This window comes from Chitinophaga filiformis (assembly GCF_023100805.1).
Taxonomy (GTDB): Bacteria; Bacteroidota; Bacteroidia; order Chitinophagales; family Chitinophagaceae; genus Chitinophaga; species Chitinophaga filiformis_B.
In genome coordinates this window covers 5113094-5130338 of the sequence record NZ_CP095855.1, presented here as the reverse complement: position 1 = coordinate 5130338, position 17245 = coordinate 5113094, and the positions used below count along the sequence as shown (strand labels likewise).

Sequence of the window (17245 nt, the reverse complement as noted above, 5' to 3'; positions counted from 1 at the left end):
TAGGAAATTATAAACCCATTTTTAAACCGAACAGATAGGTCCTGAAGCGGGGATAGATATCATAAGCCCCCTGCGCCACGCCTATTTCGGGATCCGTGCCTTTATAGCCTGTGAACAGGAATGGTTCCAGGGCCTGGGCGTATACATTCAGCGACCTTATTTTCAGTTTGGATAAAATGGCCGGAGAGCAATCGTACGCCAGTGTGATATTCCTGATGCGGAGGAAATCGCCTTTCTGCACGGCGAAGCTGGAAGAACCCTGTGGCAATGCCCTGGTAGAACTACCAAATGCATTGGGACGTGGAAGATTGGTATTGGTATTTTCCGGTGTCCAGTAGTTCAGTCCGTCTTTCAGGATCACTTTACGGCCGTCGGAGTAGACATAGTCCATATAAGCCTTGTTGTAGATATCGTGACCGTACATATAACTTGCAAACACGGTCATGGAAACCCTCTTATACCGGAAATAGTTCCAGATACCACCCCAGGCCTTAGGAGTGGTGCGGCCTACTATCGCCCTGTCGTATTGATTGATGATACCATCGTTGTTCAGGTCTTTGATACGCACATCGCCAGGCCGGCCGGTAGGGTTCAGCTTAAAGTCATCGCCTTTGTTATAGATACCGTCAAACACATAATCAACGATCAGGCTGTTCGGTGCTTCGCCCACTTTCAGGTAAGGGCTGAGTGAGTCTCTGCCAGGCAGCAATGCCGTTACTTTGGATTTGTATTTAGACCAGTTAAGGTCTATCTGCCAGTCGAAGTTTGGCATCTTAACCGGGTATAGTTTCAGCCCGATGTCGATCCCCCTGGTGGTCATAGACGCTACATTGATCATGGTAGCATCGAAGCCCTGGGACGGCGCCAGTGAGTTTTGCAACAGGAGGTTTTTGATATTCTTGTTGTAGAAGTCGAAGGTCATTTGTATCCGGTTGTTCAGCAGGCCGAGGTCGAAGCCGGTATTGAACTGATGCTGGCTTTCCCATTTCAGTGCGCTGTTACCCTTGTTACCGCCCACCTGGTAGCCGCTGGACTGTGTATTGCCATTAAAGGGATAAGTGGCCGCATTCATTTGCGAGAAGATCTTGTCGTAGGAAACGTCCTGGTTGCCGATCACACCATAACTCATCCTGATCTTGGCATCGCTGACGCGCGATTTGAATTTTACGCCCAGGAAAGGCTCATCGATCAGTCGCCATGCACCGCTGACGGATGGGAAGAAGCCGTAACGGTTGGCGGCGCCGAAGCGGGAGGACCCGTCGTAGCGGGCGGTGAAATTGAGGATATAACGTTGTTTGTATTTATAGATGGCCCTGCCCAGCAGTGAGCTGGTAGCCCAGTTGAAGTAGTCGCTGGAAATATAGTCCCTCCTGGTGGCGAGGTTCATGTTTTTATAGGTCAGCTCATCTGTCGGGAAGCCGGAAGCCTGTTCGAAGTTCCATTCCTGTCTTCTTTTCTGGAAGGTAAAACCGGACAGGAGGTTGAGGGAATGTTCCTCAGAAGGGTTATAGTCGTACGTAAAAGTGTTTTCCCAGAGCCAGTCGCGGTAACCGAAATTCTGCACTTTGGCAACGCCTTTCTGTAAGTACCCTGCGCTGGTGTTCCGGGGGTAGTATTCAAACTGCTGGTTCTTGTAAATGTCAGCGCCGATATTGGAACGGAAGCTTAAGCCGGGCAGTACTTTGTAATCCAGGTACATATTTCCTATCAGGCGGTCGTCTATACGGTGGTTGGTGGCATCCATTACAAGGGCCAGTGGATTATTGGATGTGATGTTGCCGGTATTCGGATCTATTTCTATGGACGGCTTGCCGGTGGAGTCGTAAATGGGCCTTAAAGGGCTCATGGTCACGGCGGTGTAATAGGCTTCATTGCTGACGATGCTGGTTTGGATATGTGAATAGTTGCTATTCAGGCCTATCGTCAGTTTATCTGTCACGGCCGATTCCACGTTTGCTTTCAGGGCATAACGCTTCATGTTAGACCCTTTGATGATCCCGTCCTGGTTAAGGTAGTTGCCGCTCAGGTATACTTTGTTCTTACCGATGCCATTGGAGATGCTCAGTGAATGACTTTGTTGGGGCGCTACCTGGGTGATGATGGCGGGCCAGTCGTAGGTCTTGCCTTCCGCGAGGCTTTTCAGTTCCACAGGACTGAATATCTTCCTGTCAGTTTCAGGGTTATTCATCGGCCAGGCAACAGGATCTTCATCGGCCCAGGCCAGTCTTCGCAGGTAACCATATTGCGGACCATCAATAAAATCGTAGGTCTTAACGATCTTCTGCACGCCGTAGTAGCCGTTATAGTCGATGGAGGCGCGGCCGGTCTTCGCCTTTTTGGTAGTGATGATCACCACACCAGCGGCTGCCCGGGCGCCATATATAGCGGCGGCGGATGCATCTTTCAGTACGTCTATCGATTCAATGTCGGAGGGATTGATCTCGCGGATATCGCCGGTCAGGATGACGCCGTCCACTACATAAATGGGGCCGTCGCCCTGTGTGATGGAATTGATCCCCCTGATCCTGATCGTGGTTCCGGCGCCTGGCTGATAACCTGCGCTGCTGATCTGCACACCGGGTACCCTGGCCTGCAGGGCGCTGTTGATGGAGGTAACAGGCAGCTCGGAGATCTCTTTGCCCGACACGCTGGACACTGCGCTGGTAATGTCTTTCTTTTTCTGCTGGCCATAACCGATCACCACCACCTCATCCAGCCCGGAAATCTCGGTTTCCATTTTGACGATAAGGGCGCTCTGTCCGGGATTGTAGGTGACCGTCTGCGATTTGTAGCCCACGAAACGGAAGGTGAGAACGGCTTTTGTTGCAGGGAGAGGAAACTGTCCGTCAGCATCTGCTTTCATGGAAGCTCCTTTGTTGGTGTTGTTGGTGATAGTGACGAAAGGCAGCGGTTTACCTGATGCTGCATCCAGCACCTTGCCCCCCGGTGTCTTGTCTTGAGCTGATATCCATGTGTTGAAAGATAACAGCAGGATAAGCAGGGATAAAATTTTTTTCATAACATGAATTTGCCAGTGTTTGAAATGCTGATTAATACTAAGTACCCGTTTAGATTGTCAGTTGTTGGTTTGCGGATGATGTGGAATCGTGTTTTAGTTCAGGGTTCAAATTTCGGTTTTCACCATAAGGGGGGAAATAGGGTTTCTTATGAAAATGATGGATTATTTTCTGGTTTTTGTATCTTAGTCCCGATTCCATGAAATATGAAAGAGAAAGTACTTAAAAAACGGGAAGGGTTTGAGGGGCAGCAGCTGATAGTGGTGCCTAAAAAGATCTCGGCCGATTTCCTGACGAAGGATCCCATTACCCGGCAGCTGTACATTACGGATATAGGGTATTATCCAAGAGCGCGTTATCACTACGTTAAGCGAACGGTAGGGGCCGGGCAGCATATTATTATCTATTGTATAGAAGGACGGGGATGGATAGAGATAGACAAAAAGCGGATCGATGTGCAGCCGTCGCAACTCGTTATTATCCCTTCGGGGGTGGCGCATAAATATATGTCGGAAGAGGACGACCCATGGACAATTTACTGGATACATTTTAAAGGGGATATCTCCGCTTTTATCGTAGAACTGATCCTTCAGCGGGCCAGGAACTATAAGCTGCATCTTACATATAATGAGACCCGTATCCACCTGTTTGAGGAGATCTGTCTGAACCTGCAGAAGGGCTATAGTGGGGATAATCTTCGTTATGTGAATATGATCTTTAATCATTTTCTTTCCTCCTTATTGTATGAGGAGAAGTTTAATCATGCAGGCCATGAGGAGGCGGAAGATGTCATTGCACATACCATCAGTATGATGCAGGAGCGGCTGGCCCAGGTGATCACATTGCAGGAGCTGTCGAGCTATGCCGGATTGTCGGTGTCCCATTTCTCGGCCGTATTCCGAGAGAAGACGGGTTACTCGCCGATAGAGTATTTTAATCATCTGAAGATCCAGAAGGCATGTCAGTACCTCATGTTCTCGAATGCCACGGTGAAGGAGGTGGCGAACAGGTTAGGGGTGGAGGATCAGTATTATTTTTCGCGGATGTTCTCGAAGCTGATGGGTATGTCGCCGTCGGAGTACAGGAATAAGAATAAGGCGATGGAGCAGTAGCAGTTGGAAGAGAATGACCGGCTGGTAGCGCAGCCGGTCAGGGGAAGCGTTTATAGCTTACCCTCGGCTTCTAATCGAAGCAGTTCTTCCCGTGAAGATATTGTCCGTACATTAGGAAAGAGTGCATCATGGCGTTTAGATGCTTCCCTAAGATCTCTTTTGAGCGCTTCGCGGTCATTGTAGTATTTCAGATAAAATTGATAGCTATAGGCATGTAACCATCGAAGCGTTTTGGAACCTTTGATCTTTCTCATCATTGTTTTTTGAATTTTACAACTTACCCTCTGCTTTTAACCGAAGCATCTCTTCCCGTGATGATATTGTCCGTGCATTGGGGCAGCATTCAAGGTGGCGTTGCCATGATTCATCAAGGTCTTTTTGAAGCGCATCCCAATTATTGTAATACTTCAGATAAAATTGATAGCTATATGCGTGCAGCCATCTAAGCGTTTTGGAACCTTTGATCTTTTTCATGATTGTTTTGATTTTAGTATATATTCTGGTGTTTTAATTAAAATAGGTTTGTAGCCGAACTCGATATTCGTTTCATTATATAGTTTGATTTTTCGCTTATATACAATATGCCGGAAGTTCCAACTGGCAATTACATCAACCTCGAATATGGTGCCGGTGGCAACATGAACTGCGTCTTTGGAACTTTTCCCGGTTAATATGTTTTTCTGTAAGTATTTTTCGGCCAACAATTTTACTTCTTCATTCTGTTTGTACCCGAGTTTATATTCTTCCGGAACCTCATGGAACTTCCGCAACAGATGATTTTTACCATCCCGCCCCTGCTCAATTTCCTTATATACAACATCCGAATATACCATCATCTTTCTCCCGGCTTTGAAATCCTCAAACAACCTGAGACTGTCCTTTCTGAATTTTTGATCGAAGCACCCCCCAATGACAGAAGTGTCGACATACACTTTTAACATACTAATTAAATACTGAGTTAACAGATAGTAAAAGCACTTGCAATAAAGGAATGACAATGCCATTATCCCTTTGATCCGTTGTCAGGAATTTTAATGTGAACAATAAAATTTTGAGAATAGGTATTACAAACAAAAAAGGATATGAACTACTTCGTTCATGACTACGACAGGCGTAAGTATAAATTTGAGGCTGCGAATATACGTCTTTTTTTAAACTCAAAATTTTTTGAAGGGATAGCAGGAAGAAATATATTTGTAGCCATTGTTTAGATTTCGATTGCAATAAAAAACTTTTGCAGAAAACCCGGATTTATATACATTCGCGGCAATCCCAGAATAGCCCCTGTAGCAGAGAACAAATACACTTTGAGCGGCATTTCACGAACAACAGCACCATTCCACTGAAAAAATGAAAAACTATAGTCATGCGAACCTCAGAAAATCACGTTACGCTGGAGAACAAAAATCCGGAACATTATTATTGGTTAGATCTGTTCAGAGGCTTAGCGGCCATGATCGTTGTTACCACCCATTGCCGCACCATGTTATTTGTTGAATATGGTTTACTGCCTCCGGCTGAAAAGACAGTCCGGAACTCAGTATTCTTCTTTCTTACCCGTATATCGCATGAAGCCGTATTGCTTTTCTTTGTGCTCAGCGGTTTCCTTGTGGGAGGGAAGGTTATTCAACGATTAAAGGCGGGTACCTTTGATCTTAAATCGTATGCGCTTGACAGAACGGTGCGCATCATGTTACCCTTGCTTTCTGCATTGATATTGATCTTTATATGCAATACCATTATCGGGCAGCAATACAGCGTGATCGATTATTTAGGGAATATACTCTCACTCCAGGGAATACTGGTGCCCTGGGTCAGCGGCCCCTTATGGTCACTGGCCTACGAGGTCTGGTTCTATGTGCTGATGGGGGGAATGGCCTGGTGGTTAACAACCACGAAAAATGCCTACAGATACGTTGGTATTGCGCTCCTGTTTGTTAATTTCCTGATATTTTCAAACAGCCTGAAGGCGACCTATCTTTTTATCTGGTTGCTGGGAGCGATGTCTTTCTTTTATGTAAAGAAGAATAATTTCATGTTGGTCCTGGGTATACTTTCACTGATCGCTTCTATGCTGTCCCTTCAATTCTTCGGCAGAGAGAGCCGTACTTTTGAGCTGCATAACGTTGATAATATTAAAACGATCTGCGAATTGTGCCTGGGAATATCCATGTGCCTTATCGTTCAGCAGGTGATACACCGCAAACCGAAAGGTAAAGTAGCCATCGCTTTAAATAAATTCGGGACCTGGCTGGCAAATTTTTCATATACTTTGTACCTGACGCATTTGCCAATAGTATATGTGTTGGTACATTTTGGATTCCCTAAAAGCGGATCGATCAATGCGGTATCACTTGGTTATTACCTGGCTGCTATCGCCATCTCACTGGTCAGTGCATACCTGATCTATCTTGTGTTTGAGCGGAGAACGAAATATGTAAAAGAGATATTGAAGCGCAGGATCCCTTCGAAGGAACGCGTGGAGGGACAGCAATACCAGACAAGGGCATAGAGAGAGTAAAAATATTACGGAAACCCGTTTTTATAACATCATTGTCGCAAAGCGAATGTTATAAAAACGGGTTTCTTCATCCGGTAACGGATTGCTGGAATCAATCCACTACAAATCCATATTTAGCTAGATTCTCTTTGGTCTCTTCGTATGTCTTATGCTGAAGGCCGTTAATACCAAGGCCTGTTGCTACAGATACGAACATTGGCCGGTCATCGATATATAATACCTCCTCCGGATTTACCAGCGCAATATCCAGTGCTATACGCCAGATGTCGGCGTCAGGTTTCCTGAAATGCACGAAACAGGAAGAGATGAAGAAGTCTACGAACTTATTGATCCCAAACTGCCGTATACGGTACTCGTTCAGTTCCCTGCCTTCATTATTGACGATGGCGATCTTAATACCGTATTTCGCCTTGATCTTACATACCAGGTCTATCATCTCAGGGATAGGCGTGGTAACGGAGAACATAAACGCTTTAAATTCTTCTTCTGTAAAAGCCCTTGGCTCATAGAATACCGTTCTGTGCAGGTATTCGTCCAGCGTCAGCTTGCCTTCCTCATACGTGTCGAATGTGAGATGGTGACGTTCTTCCAGTTCCGGAAGGTCCAGTGAGAATTTGGCGGCCGCCTCCCTTCTTGCAGCGCGGTCCCAGCCATTGCTGAGCAATACACCGCCTATGTCCAGGAATAATGTCGTAATTGTTGGATGCTGTTGCATAGTGCTTAAAATATATGATCTGCTGTATTTAATGGTAAAATCATTTAATCTGTCGTCCTTTTCATGGACATTAAAACAGGAAAGTAATAAAAATATTAATAATTGATTTCAGAATACTGAAAAAGTGCAAGACTAACCCATGAATATACAATAGGACGGGGAAAGAGAGGCCGGAGCACAAAGGTACTCCAGCCGATAGCTAATTAAGAACAGCAAACGCTACGTATTATTATAAGAGAGATATTGTCTTCCCTAAGGTCAGTCTGTGACGCTTCATAAATTGACAGACCTGTAATGGCAAATGTGAGGCCCCTTTATGCCTGATTTTACAAGCATATGATGTATAGTGTATTGTATTTCCCCGGCATGCCATGTCTGTCTTAAGTGTCATCTCATTTTGAGATGGCTCCTGCTTGTTTTGAGAAAGGAGTACATAAGAAGAGAAAGAACTGTTATTCTGATAAAACATTCTCAAGATGAGAAGGTTTTTTTAATGGACGCGGATGGTGGCGTAGCTCGTAACTCCCCCTGAAACACATGACAGCATTGTGTTAGGTTTGTTTTTGGAAAATCCGGCCAAGACAGATGGTACGTGCTTTGGCATATGGTAAGCACTATTAGGCAACTTGTTTAATATGGGAACTAAACAACACAAACAAATGAAAAAAGTATTTCTGGTACTTGCATTAGCATCAAGGACTATCTGCGCTATGGCGCAGGACACCACAACAACTACGGAAAAAGTACCGTTCGACGGCATTGATCAAACCTGGCAGAATGGGAACGACAGAAGAGAGAACCCTGCATTTCAGGACATGAAGTTCTTCACGCCAAGTATCATGATGGATATCAACTATACACATTCGTTCAACCGGCCTAACGACAATACAGTGGTAGGCTCTACCGCATTGGCCCGTAACAACGAGGTAGAACTGTCTGCGCTCCATTTTGGCGGCGATTTCTATTATAAAGGGGCCAGGGCAAGGGTAATGACCCAGTTTGGCACCCGTTCTATCGTAGTGCCGCGTAATGACTATAGCCCATACCGTGGGCAGTACCAGTTGGCCAATGCATACCGCTATCTGAGTGAGGCGTATGCGGGGTATCATATCAATAAATGGTACGGCATTAATATTGACGCAGGGTTGTTCATGAGTTACCTGGGGCTGAACTCATACTATCAGCCTGAGAACTGGGAATACCAGGCATCCTTTACATCTGACAATACCCCATGGTTCTTTAACGGGTTACGTGTCCAGATCTTCCCAACAAAGAATTTAAAGATCGAACCCTGGATCATCAATGGCTGGCAGAGCTATGGCAAATTCAACAAAATGCCCGGATTTGGCTTCAATATCACCTACATGTCCGACAACAGCAATCTGAAAGTGCTGACGAATGATTACTACGGTACTGATGCTGCGGGGATACCTGAAAGAAAGCGGTTTCACTCTGACAACAGCCTGCTGATAAGATATTATAATAAGCCGAAGTCAAAAGGTATCAGCAGAATGGCCTTCTCTCTGACAGGAGATGTCGGTTTTGAAAAAGGTGGCGGGGTGAACGGATTTAAAGACAGCGATAAGAATGGTCCTGCGCAGTACTTCCTGAGCGGTATGTTCTACAACCGTGTCTGGTTCAACAGGAACAGGTTTGCCTGGACGGTAGGCGGTGGTGTAATGACCAACCCTGGCAGATACCTGGTACTGTACCCCACCGGTCAGGCAAGCCCATTGCCCAATCCGGCCGATCCTACTAAAACAGAAGGCGCCTTCCCATTCAGCGCGAACCCTGGCGATAAGTTCAAAGGCTGGGATATGTCGACCAATTTTGACTATATGCCCAACCAGAGTATTACCTTCAGATTTGAGCTGGTGAACAGGCATTCTAATGTACCCTATTTCGCAGGTGAGGGTGGTGTTACTTCCCAGACCGGTTACACTACAACACCGCTGGATCCTGACTGGCGTCCTGACCTGGTGAAATCTGAAACCAGGTTTATACTCGCTGCCTTATTCAGACTGTAATAGTTTTAACCTTTTGAGGACATAATGCCCTTCCATTCCGGGAGGGGCATTATTATTTATACAACTTGCGGCGCGATGATGTGTGTCGGGTGGCAGGGAATGGTCCTGATACATCCCCATAATAGGGGATGGTAGCATGTAGGAAAATCAGCCGGCCAAGGCTTATCTTTGCCGGCATAAAAACCAAAGGTCACACATGGAATATTCAAAAGTCTATAAGGTAAAGGAAGAACATATCGACGTACAGGGTATTATGGATGGGTTATATTACCCTTTCTATATGGAATACTGCCGGCATGACTATATCAGGGAGGTGCTGGGATTTGACTTCGCTGAGGAAGCCGCTAAAGGTGTTCATATGGTATTGTCCCAATACACGATCAAGTTCCTGCGCTCGCTGAAAAAAGATGACGAATTCACCGTGACCTGCGAGTTGTTTGCAGATGCCGGCGGTCAGCCGCGACTGCATTTTAAGCAATCTATTATCCTGAATGGCAAAGTAATGACCACTGCTGTCTTCACCGGTACCTGCGTAGCGGCAACGGGAGGCAGACCTTATCTGCCTGCCGGAATGACGGATAAACTGGTAGACGCACCAAAACTGGATGTAGCGACGTTAAAGTAAATTTGTTTAGTTATATATTTTATCTCCCGGATGGTGAAAGCTGTCCGGGAGTTTTTGTTTGAGAAAATAGTGAGTGTCTCAGGTATTATAAATTTATTTTCAATGAAAACTTTGAAATATATATTTATGTATTACTTTTGTTTTGTTCGTATTTGACATGTAAAATCGCAGAAAGTAAATAGCAGTTGCTTACCGACCTATATGTTCTTGTTGGCCATTTGTTATTTGTGCTGTATGCTCTCTATAAAAATATAACGTTAAAGAATCCGATACCTATGTAGAATTTCTGGATGTAAGCTGTAACCCGGCTGAATTGTTGACCGGCTTGTACTTTGGCAGAAACTAAGTCATCAGCGTTTTCCATTAAAAGTTTTGAAACCATTGCAGGAAATGTTTTCTCTTGTCAGGACGAGAGGTGAGGAACATATCCCTACTACATAGATATTTTAGGTCCCGTACCCATGTAAAGGCTGCTTTACATGGCGAAATATCATTTGTCAGCATATAACAAAATACCTATTAAGATAAACACACTTCAATGATAATCGAACTTGTTGCAAAGCAGCAAAGAAAGATCGCTTTCTTCATGCTGGCATTGCTTTATTTCGACGTGGTCATTCCCAGGAATGCGCTGGGAGCGCCTGTTGCCAATTCACATTTCCCACGCAAGCTCCCGGCTGCAGTTATGAAGCCGGAGGTAATAAAAACACCTGTAGCTCCGCGGCTTGTGCCCGGCAGGAGCCGGCACAGCGAAGCGCTGCATCCGGATATTGGAGGCCCCACACAGCCGGAGAGCCAGGCCTTTCACTCCGTGAACAACGACAACATGGTCGATCTGTTCAGCGGAGATTTTACTTATAATATACCATTGATCGACGTAGGTGGCTACCCGGTAGCAATTGGCTACAACAGCGGTATTAGCATGGATGAAGAAGCGAGCTGGGTCGGATTGGGCTGGAATGTCAATCCAGGAACTATTACCCGCAACCTGCGGGGCATACCGGATGACTTTAATGGTACCGACACTATTCAGAAGACAGCTACCGTCAAGGCGAATAAAACCGTAGGCGTTACCGTTGGCGGTGATGTGGAGATTGCAGGTTTGCCCAAAATGAAGGATAAAGGCCTGAAGGCAGGACTGGGCGCCAGCCTGGGTGTAACACATAATAATTACAGAGGGTTTGGTATTGAATCGGGCATGAATGCGAGCATTAATGTGGGCGCTAAGAGCATGGGTTCTTTAACGTCCGCTTTGTCTTTTACGAACAGTTCCCAGGAGGGGATCACTGTTGGTAGCTCACTGTCTTTACAGATGGGAGATAAAGAGGCTATTGAGAGCCAGAGTAGTCCCGCGGGAAGTATTACCGTTGGCCTGGCTGCCAATACAAGGTCAGGGCTCAAGGCACTACAGCTATCGTCCGGGATGAGACAATACGGGAAGGCCCTCAAGAATAATCCGGATAAGCATACCAGCATAGGAACCTCGGTTTTCTCTTCCGAGATATCTTTTGCACATCCATCGTTCACGCCGACAATTACGCTGCCTTATACCAGTTCACTGATCAGTGTTACGGCCAAATTAGGGGTCACTACCAAGATATTGGACGGGCACATTTTTGCCAGCGGCTATGTGGCTAAGCAAGGCATTGAACCCGAAGACCGGCACATGGCGATACCTGCTTATGGCTACCTGAACTACCAAAATGCTGATCCCTCAGGAGGAGCCTTGCTGGATTTTAACCGCGAAAAAGAGATGGTGTACCGGGAGAAACCGGAAGTGCCCAACATCGCCATTCCGTCCTATACCTATGATGTGTTTTCCATGTCAGGGGAGGGCACCGGTGGTATGTTCCGGGCCTACAGGGGGGATATTGGTTATGTATATGACCATCGTATGAAGACGAAGGATAAATCCGGCAGGTTCAGTGGTGACCTGGCATTGGGCGACCTGGTGCATTGGGGTGTGGACCTGAACGTGAACAGGTCGTATACCGAGAGCGGACCATGGAAAAGTATGAACCCATTGGCGCCAACAATTGCGTTCAGGAAATCAAACAAACAATTTGAAGCGGCTTATTTCCGGAATCCGGGAGAGAAGTCAGTGAACGCAAAGGCGTTCTATGATAATATAGGTGGTGATGATGTAGTGGCCGTTGAGCTTTTCCAGGCGGGTAGCAGTAGCCCTTTTATTACGACGACCAATGTACTGAACCGTTATGTAAACAAACAGCGGGTAGGACAGACTACTTTGGCGCCCGACAATGTATATAAGAAAGAGAGGGACAAACGCACGCAGGTTATTTCTTACCTGACGGCAGGGGAGGCCGCTGTGGCGGGATTGTCGAAGTATATAGACAACTACCCGATCAATTCATATGGCGCGAATAACTGCGATATGGAATTCCCCTCAGAGCTGGATTCCAGCAGGCATGGTTTGCTGGGAGAATATTATGCCGGACGTAATTTTGAGCAGTTCCTGTTCTCCAAGGTCGACACGATGATCAATTATCTGAATGTGAACGACTTTAACGTGGGCAAGCCTGCCAATGCACCGGGTGTAAGCCGCAATTTTTCCATCCGCTGGACGGGAAGGCTGAAAGCGGACGTTACCGGTACATACAAGCTGGTAACCCACACCGACGATGGCGTGAGGCTATACATTAATGACTCCCTGTTCATCAATCGCTGGAACGATCATGGCATAAAACCGGATACTGCCACAGTCAATATGGTGGCAGGTGAAGTATATAATATCCGGCTGGAATATTACCAGGCAAAGAAGAAGATCGCCATGCAATTCCGCTGGATGTATGCGGGCCTGCCCTTATTGCCGATTGGTAACAGGAACTTTTACCTGATGCCTTCAAAAGACACTTTTACCGTTGGTAACGGTGATCTGTCGAGGGAGAAAAGGATCAACGATTTCAGGAAGAAGAATCATATATCAGAGATCAGTGTATTAAATAGTGATGGCCGCAGGTATGTATATGGCATACCCGTTTATAACCTGAAGCAGAAGGACGTCACCTTCTCTGTGAATCCGGCGGGAGGAAACAGTAAGGATGGTCTTGTGAAATATACACCCGGTCTGGACAATACCGTTAATAACGACAAAGGGAATGATCACTACTTCAATAGTGAAGAGGTGCCTGCCTATGCACACTCATTCCTGCTGACCGGATTACTTTCTCCTGACTACGTCGATCTCACCGGAGACGGTATCTCTGACGATGACAGGGGGGATGCGGTTAAGTTTAACTATTCGAAGATCGCAGGGATCAGGAATCCATACAAATGGCGCACACCTTATAGCGATAGCGCGGTGTACAATGAGGGGCTGAAAACGGACTACCGCGATGACCGGGGAAGTTACGTGTACGGTGAGAAAGAGCTGTGGTACCTTAACTCTATCGAGTCGAAGAACATGATCGCTACCTTCAAGCTGAGCGACCGTGATGATCAGCCATCTATGGATGAGAATGGCGGGACGGCTCCTGCAAAGGTGCTCAAAAAGCTGGAGGAGATCAACCTGTACGTGAAGGCGGACTACCGGAAAGACCCATTGAAAGCACGGCCTGTAAAGACAGTTCATTTTGAATACAGTTATGAGCTTTGCCAGGGGATCAAAGGAAGTGCCGGCGGAAAGCTGACGCTGAAGCGGATCTGGTTTACCTACAATGGTAATAACAAGGTACAGCGCAATCCATATGTGTTTAACTATAATGCACATAACCCTGTTTACAATAATAAATCGTACGACAGGTGGGGGAACTATAAAGAGGCCATGCAGAACCCGGGATCATCAGCAGGCAACCTGATCACGAATGCGGAATATCCTTATGCACTACAGGACAGCGCCCTGGCGGCAAAGAATGCAGCGGCATGGACACTTGATTCCATCGTGCTGCCTTCGGGCGGAAGGGTGAAGATAGATTATGAGAGCGATGACTATGCCTACGTACAGAACAGGCGGGCTGCGCAGATGTTCAAGATTGCCGGTTTGTCCGGCGATGTGCCGAAAACCCTTTCCGACCTGGAAACGAAATTGTATGGAGGTCTGAAAGATTACCTGTACGTATCGGTGAACATACCTAAGCCGGTGAACAGTAATGCTGACCTGTATGCCCGTTATCTTGAGGGTATAGATACCCTGTTCTTCCGCATAAACGTAAAAATGCCGGGCGATAAGTTTGGCAATGGCAATGAATATGTGTCCTGTTACGCCAATATGGAGCCGGGTACTTTCGGCTTCTATAATAATGGACGGACCATGTGGCTGAAGTTAAAGGCCATTAACCAGTCGGGCGAGACGGACAAGTTGTTAAGCGTATACAGTCCGCTGGCAAAGGCAAGTACACAATTCCTCCGTCTGAACCTGCCATCAAAAGCTTATCCCGGATCGGATGTGGGAGATGATATAGATTTCGGAGATGCGGTGAAAGTGTTGTTATCGCAGGCGGACAATGTGCTGAACATGTTCGCTTCATATGATAATACCGCCAGAATAAAGGGATGGGCCAACCAGATAGATACTTCACGTTCTTTTATACGTCTCAACAATCCTTATTATAAAAAGTTTGGTGGCGGCCTGCGCGTGAAACGTGTTCGTACCTACGACCACTGGAACGCCATGACGAAACAGCGTGAGTCTGTATATGGCCAGGAGTACCAGTACACAACCACGCGCAGCGTGAATGGTACCGAAGAAGTGATCAGCAGTGGCGTGGCTACTTTCGAGCCGTCCATCGGAGGTGAAGAGAATCCGTGGAGACTGCCCATTGCCTATAAAGAGCAGGTAGCTGCATTAGCGCCGGTTGGTATCGGGTATACAGAGAAGCCCCTGGGTGAGACCTTTTATCCGTCTCCATCAGTTGGTTACAGCAAGGTGAGAGTGAGAACGATCCATGCGAAGAATGTGCGGTCAGCCAACGGATTTGAGGAAACATGTTTTTATACCAGCTATGATTTTCCTACGCTGACAGATATGAGCTTGCTGGCGGATAGTAAGAAACGCTACAAACCGGCGCTGAGCAATTTCCTGCGTATCAATGCCTGTCATTTTGTAGCGGTGAGCCAGGGCTTCAAGATCGAGCTGAATGATATGAACGGAAAGTTACGTTCCAGGTCGAGTTTCTCTGAGTCTAACCCTCAGACGCCGGTTTCATATACAGAGAATTTTTACAAGGTTGATAACCAGAATAGCCCGGTTAAGCACCTGAACAATACAGTAATGGCCATCGATGAGCAGGGCGTCATTGACAGTGTGGCTTCCATCGGGAAAGATATTGAGCTGATGATGGATATGCGTGAGCAGCGCTCCGTTACCAATGCGCTGAACCTGAACCTGAATGGCGACAACTTTACCTTCCCATTCCCTCCGGTGTTCCTGTTACCAACATTATGGAACCTGGCGCAAAGGGAGGAAACGAAGTTCCAGTCGGTAGGCGCCACGAAGATCATTAACCGCCATGGTATACTGGACAGTATTGTTGTCGTGGATAAGGGGAGCCGTGTCAGTACCAAAAATATGTTGTTTGACGCTGAGACGGGAGATCCTGTACTTACCCGCACCTACAATGAATACGATGACCCGGTATACAGTTTCAGCATGCCGGCGGCCTGGGTATACAACGGTATGAGCGGCGCCTATAAGAATATCAATACAATACTCCGTAATGTATATATCAGCCAGGGCAGGATCACCCGGGGGCTTGATACCCTTGTTGGTGCAGCAGACTATTTTGCTGCGGGTGATGAGATCCTGATCGGTTCCAAACAAAAGACCGGTGGATCGGACTGTTTCCCTGAGATAGCGACGTTTGCTGCCACCTCGGTCTTGTACGCGGTGGATGCCAATGCGCAGACAGAGGGGGCTACGCCTGATATCTATTTTGTGGATCGCGATGGTGTGCCTTTTACAGGGAATGATATCTCTATGAAAGTGATCCGCTCGGGGAGAAGGAATATCGCCACGGAAGTGGGCGCGTTTACTTCCCTGGGCAATCCGCTGGTGAGAAATGCAGCAGGCTACTCACTGGTATTGGATAATAACAGGACATTGTCGTCCAGCGTGACCACCTTCGGTCAGTTCTGGAAAGTGGCCGATCAGCTGAAGGCACAAACCGTCATGAACTGTGTACCGAAAACCTATGCAGAATATGCAGGGAATGACCAGTGCGGCACCTTCTATTATTCAAATGCAGATACCAGCCGTTTCTTCCAGCGCAGCAACTGCGGCAGGGGTTATGCGCCAGGAGCGCCTGTTAAATATATTGTACCTGCGGGCAGTTATGCATCCACTATCAGCCAGGCGGACGCAGACGCGAAGGCAGCTGCTGATCTGACCTTGAATGGCCAGGACTATGCTGATATGAATGGTACATGTATTCCGTATTACTACAGTGCGGGTATAGATAAAGATTTTACCAAAAAAGACTGTGGTGTTGGCGGAGTTGGATCTGTGGTTCCCTATCACCATCCGCCGGGAACCGATTCTTCACTGGTAAGCCAGGCCCAGGCCGACAGCCTTGCATTGGTCAAAGCAAATATTGCCGGTCAGGCAAATGCTAACGCGAAAGGTACCTGTACATATTATAACAGCATTATAACGGACTCGATCAGGAAGAATGACTGTCCGGAAGGATTGCTGGGTACGATTGTTCCGGTAACGATACCTGCCGGCACATTTACTTCTCCTGTCAGCCAGGCAGACGCCAATACAAAGGCCCTTGCTGCCGCTCAGGATACCGCAAATGCAAAAGGCCAGTGTATCTCGCCTGCCTTGGTAGCAACGGTTAGCTGGGGATGTACGGACAAGGGGTGTACCGAGCAGGGAGGAACATTACTGACCTTTAATTTCCCTACGCCGACGACGCAACAGGTCACATTGCTGGTAGGCCATGTGCATAATAGCGTAAACGGGCTGTTCTACCAGGGAAGTAACCTGTTTACACCGCCTGCAACCGCCCAACCATGGGGCCAGAACCCCGAAGTGCCGTGTATAGTAAGGATCCCGGCAGGGGTAACAAGCTACACTGCAGGCCCGGTTATTTATCAGCAGGGATTTGAAGGGAATATCCTTCACTCATGGACTTGTCAGTCCTGTCAGGGCCCGCCCGTGTCGCTGTATGTTAAGTCGATCACCAGTGGTGTAACGACCAACTTTACGCTGACCAATCCTACTGTGCAAATATTTAATCTGAAGTAGTAGCATATCATCTTTTACCCG

Annotated in this window: 9 protein-coding genes; 5 read left to right on the top strand and 4 right to left on the bottom strand. The window is 47.0% G+C overall.

Annotation, left to right across the window (positions count from 1 at the left end):
- Window positions 1-7: 7 nt before the first annotated feature.
- A complete protein-coding gene (locus tag MYF79_RS19890) occupies window positions 8-3019 on the bottom strand; it encodes a SusC/RagA family TonB-linked outer membrane protein (RefSeq protein ID WP_247809384.1) in 3012 nt (1003 codons plus the stop codon).
- Window positions 3020-3223: 204 nt separating this feature from the next.
- Between MYF79_RS19890 and MYF79_RS19885 the strand changes: the two genes are divergently transcribed.
- Complete coding sequence (locus MYF79_RS19885) at window positions 3224-4129, top strand: AraC family transcriptional regulator (protein WP_247809383.1); 906 nt, start codon at window positions 3224-3226, stop codon at window positions 4127-4129.
- Between the two features lie 270 nt (window positions 4130-4399).
- On the opposite strand, the gene MYF79_RS19880 is transcribed toward MYF79_RS19885, so the two are convergent.
- Both MYF79_RS19880 and MYF79_RS19875 read right to left on the bottom strand, forming a co-directional pair.
- Window positions 4400-4603, bottom strand: coding sequence for a hypothetical protein (locus tag MYF79_RS19880; protein WP_247809382.1), 204 nt, complete (start codon window positions 4601-4603; stop codon window positions 4400-4402).
- A complete protein-coding gene (locus MYF79_RS19875; RefSeq protein ID WP_247809381.1) occupies window positions 4600-5070 on the bottom strand; it encodes a hypothetical protein in 471 nt (156 codons plus the stop codon). Before MYF79_RS19875 ends, MYF79_RS19880 begins: the two co-directional genes overlap by 4 nt.
- Before the next feature lie 425 nt (window positions 5071-5495).
- Between MYF79_RS19875 and MYF79_RS19870 the strand changes: the two genes are divergently transcribed.
- A complete protein-coding gene (locus MYF79_RS19870; RefSeq protein ID WP_247809380.1) occupies window positions 5496-6641 on the top strand; it encodes an acyltransferase family protein in 1146 nt (381 codons plus the stop codon).
- Between the two features lie 100 nt (window positions 6642-6741).
- Here MYF79_RS19870 and MYF79_RS19865 read toward each other — a convergent pair whose 3' ends face one another.
- Entirely contained in the window at window positions 6742-7365 is a 624-nt protein-coding gene (locus MYF79_RS19865) for an HAD family hydrolase (protein ID WP_247809379.1), read from the bottom strand.
- Between the two features lie 659 nt (window positions 7366-8024).
- Here MYF79_RS19865 and MYF79_RS19860 point away from each other — a divergent pair.
- The 3 genes from MYF79_RS19860 to MYF79_RS19850 all read left to right on the top strand — a co-directional run bounded on the left by MYF79_RS19860 (window position 8025) and on the right by MYF79_RS19850 (window position 17224).
- Window positions 8025-9392 carry a porin gene (locus tag MYF79_RS19860; RefSeq protein ID WP_247809378.1) on the top strand — a complete coding sequence of 456 codons (1368 nt, stop codon included), beginning with the start codon at window positions 8025-8027 and terminating at the stop codon, window positions 9390-9392.
- Window positions 9393-9588: 196 nt separating this feature from the next.
- Window positions 9589-10017 carry a thioesterase family protein gene (locus MYF79_RS19855; protein WP_247809377.1) on the top strand — a complete coding sequence of 143 codons (429 nt, stop codon included), beginning with the start codon at window positions 9589-9591 and terminating at the stop codon, window positions 10015-10017.
- A gap of 538 nt (window positions 10018-10555) precedes the next feature.
- A complete protein-coding gene (locus tag MYF79_RS19850) occupies window positions 10556-17224 on the top strand; it encodes a DUF5977 domain-containing protein (RefSeq protein ID WP_247809376.1) in 6669 nt (2222 codons plus the stop codon).
- Window positions 17225-17245 lie beyond the last annotated feature (21 nt).

Bases quoted from the DNA above. Each gene is read 5' to 3' on its own strand.
- MYF79_RS19890 (WP_247809384.1), bottom strand. From the start codon at position 3,019: ATGAAAAAAATTTTATCCCTGCTTATCCTGCTGTTATCTTTCAACACA.
- MYF79_RS19885 (WP_247809383.1), top strand. From the start codon at position 3,224: ATGAAAGAGAAAGTACTTAAAAAACGGGAAGGGTTTGAGGGGCAGCAG.
- MYF79_RS19880 (WP_247809382.1), bottom strand. From the start codon at position 4,603: ATGAAAAAGATCAAAGGTTCCAAAACGCTTAGATGGCTGCACGCATAT.
- MYF79_RS19875 (WP_247809381.1), bottom strand. From the start codon at position 5,070: ATGTTAAAAGTGTATGTCGACACTTCTGTCATTGGGGGGTGCTTCGAT.
- MYF79_RS19870 (WP_247809380.1), top strand. From the start codon at position 5,496: ATGCGAACCTCAGAAAATCACGTTACGCTGGAGAACAAAAATCCGGAA.
- MYF79_RS19865 (WP_247809379.1), bottom strand. From the start codon at position 7,365: ATGCAACAGCATCCAACAATTACGACATTATTCCTGGACATAGGCGGT.
- MYF79_RS19860 (WP_247809378.1), top strand. From the start codon at position 8,025: ATGAAAAAAGTATTTCTGGTACTTGCATTAGCATCAAGGACTATCTGC.
- MYF79_RS19855 (WP_247809377.1), top strand. From the start codon at position 9,589: ATGGAATATTCAAAAGTCTATAAGGTAAAGGAAGAACATATCGACGTA.
- MYF79_RS19850 (WP_247809376.1), top strand. From the start codon at position 10,556: ATGATAATCGAACTTGTTGCAAAGCAGCAAAGAAAGATCGCTTTCTTC.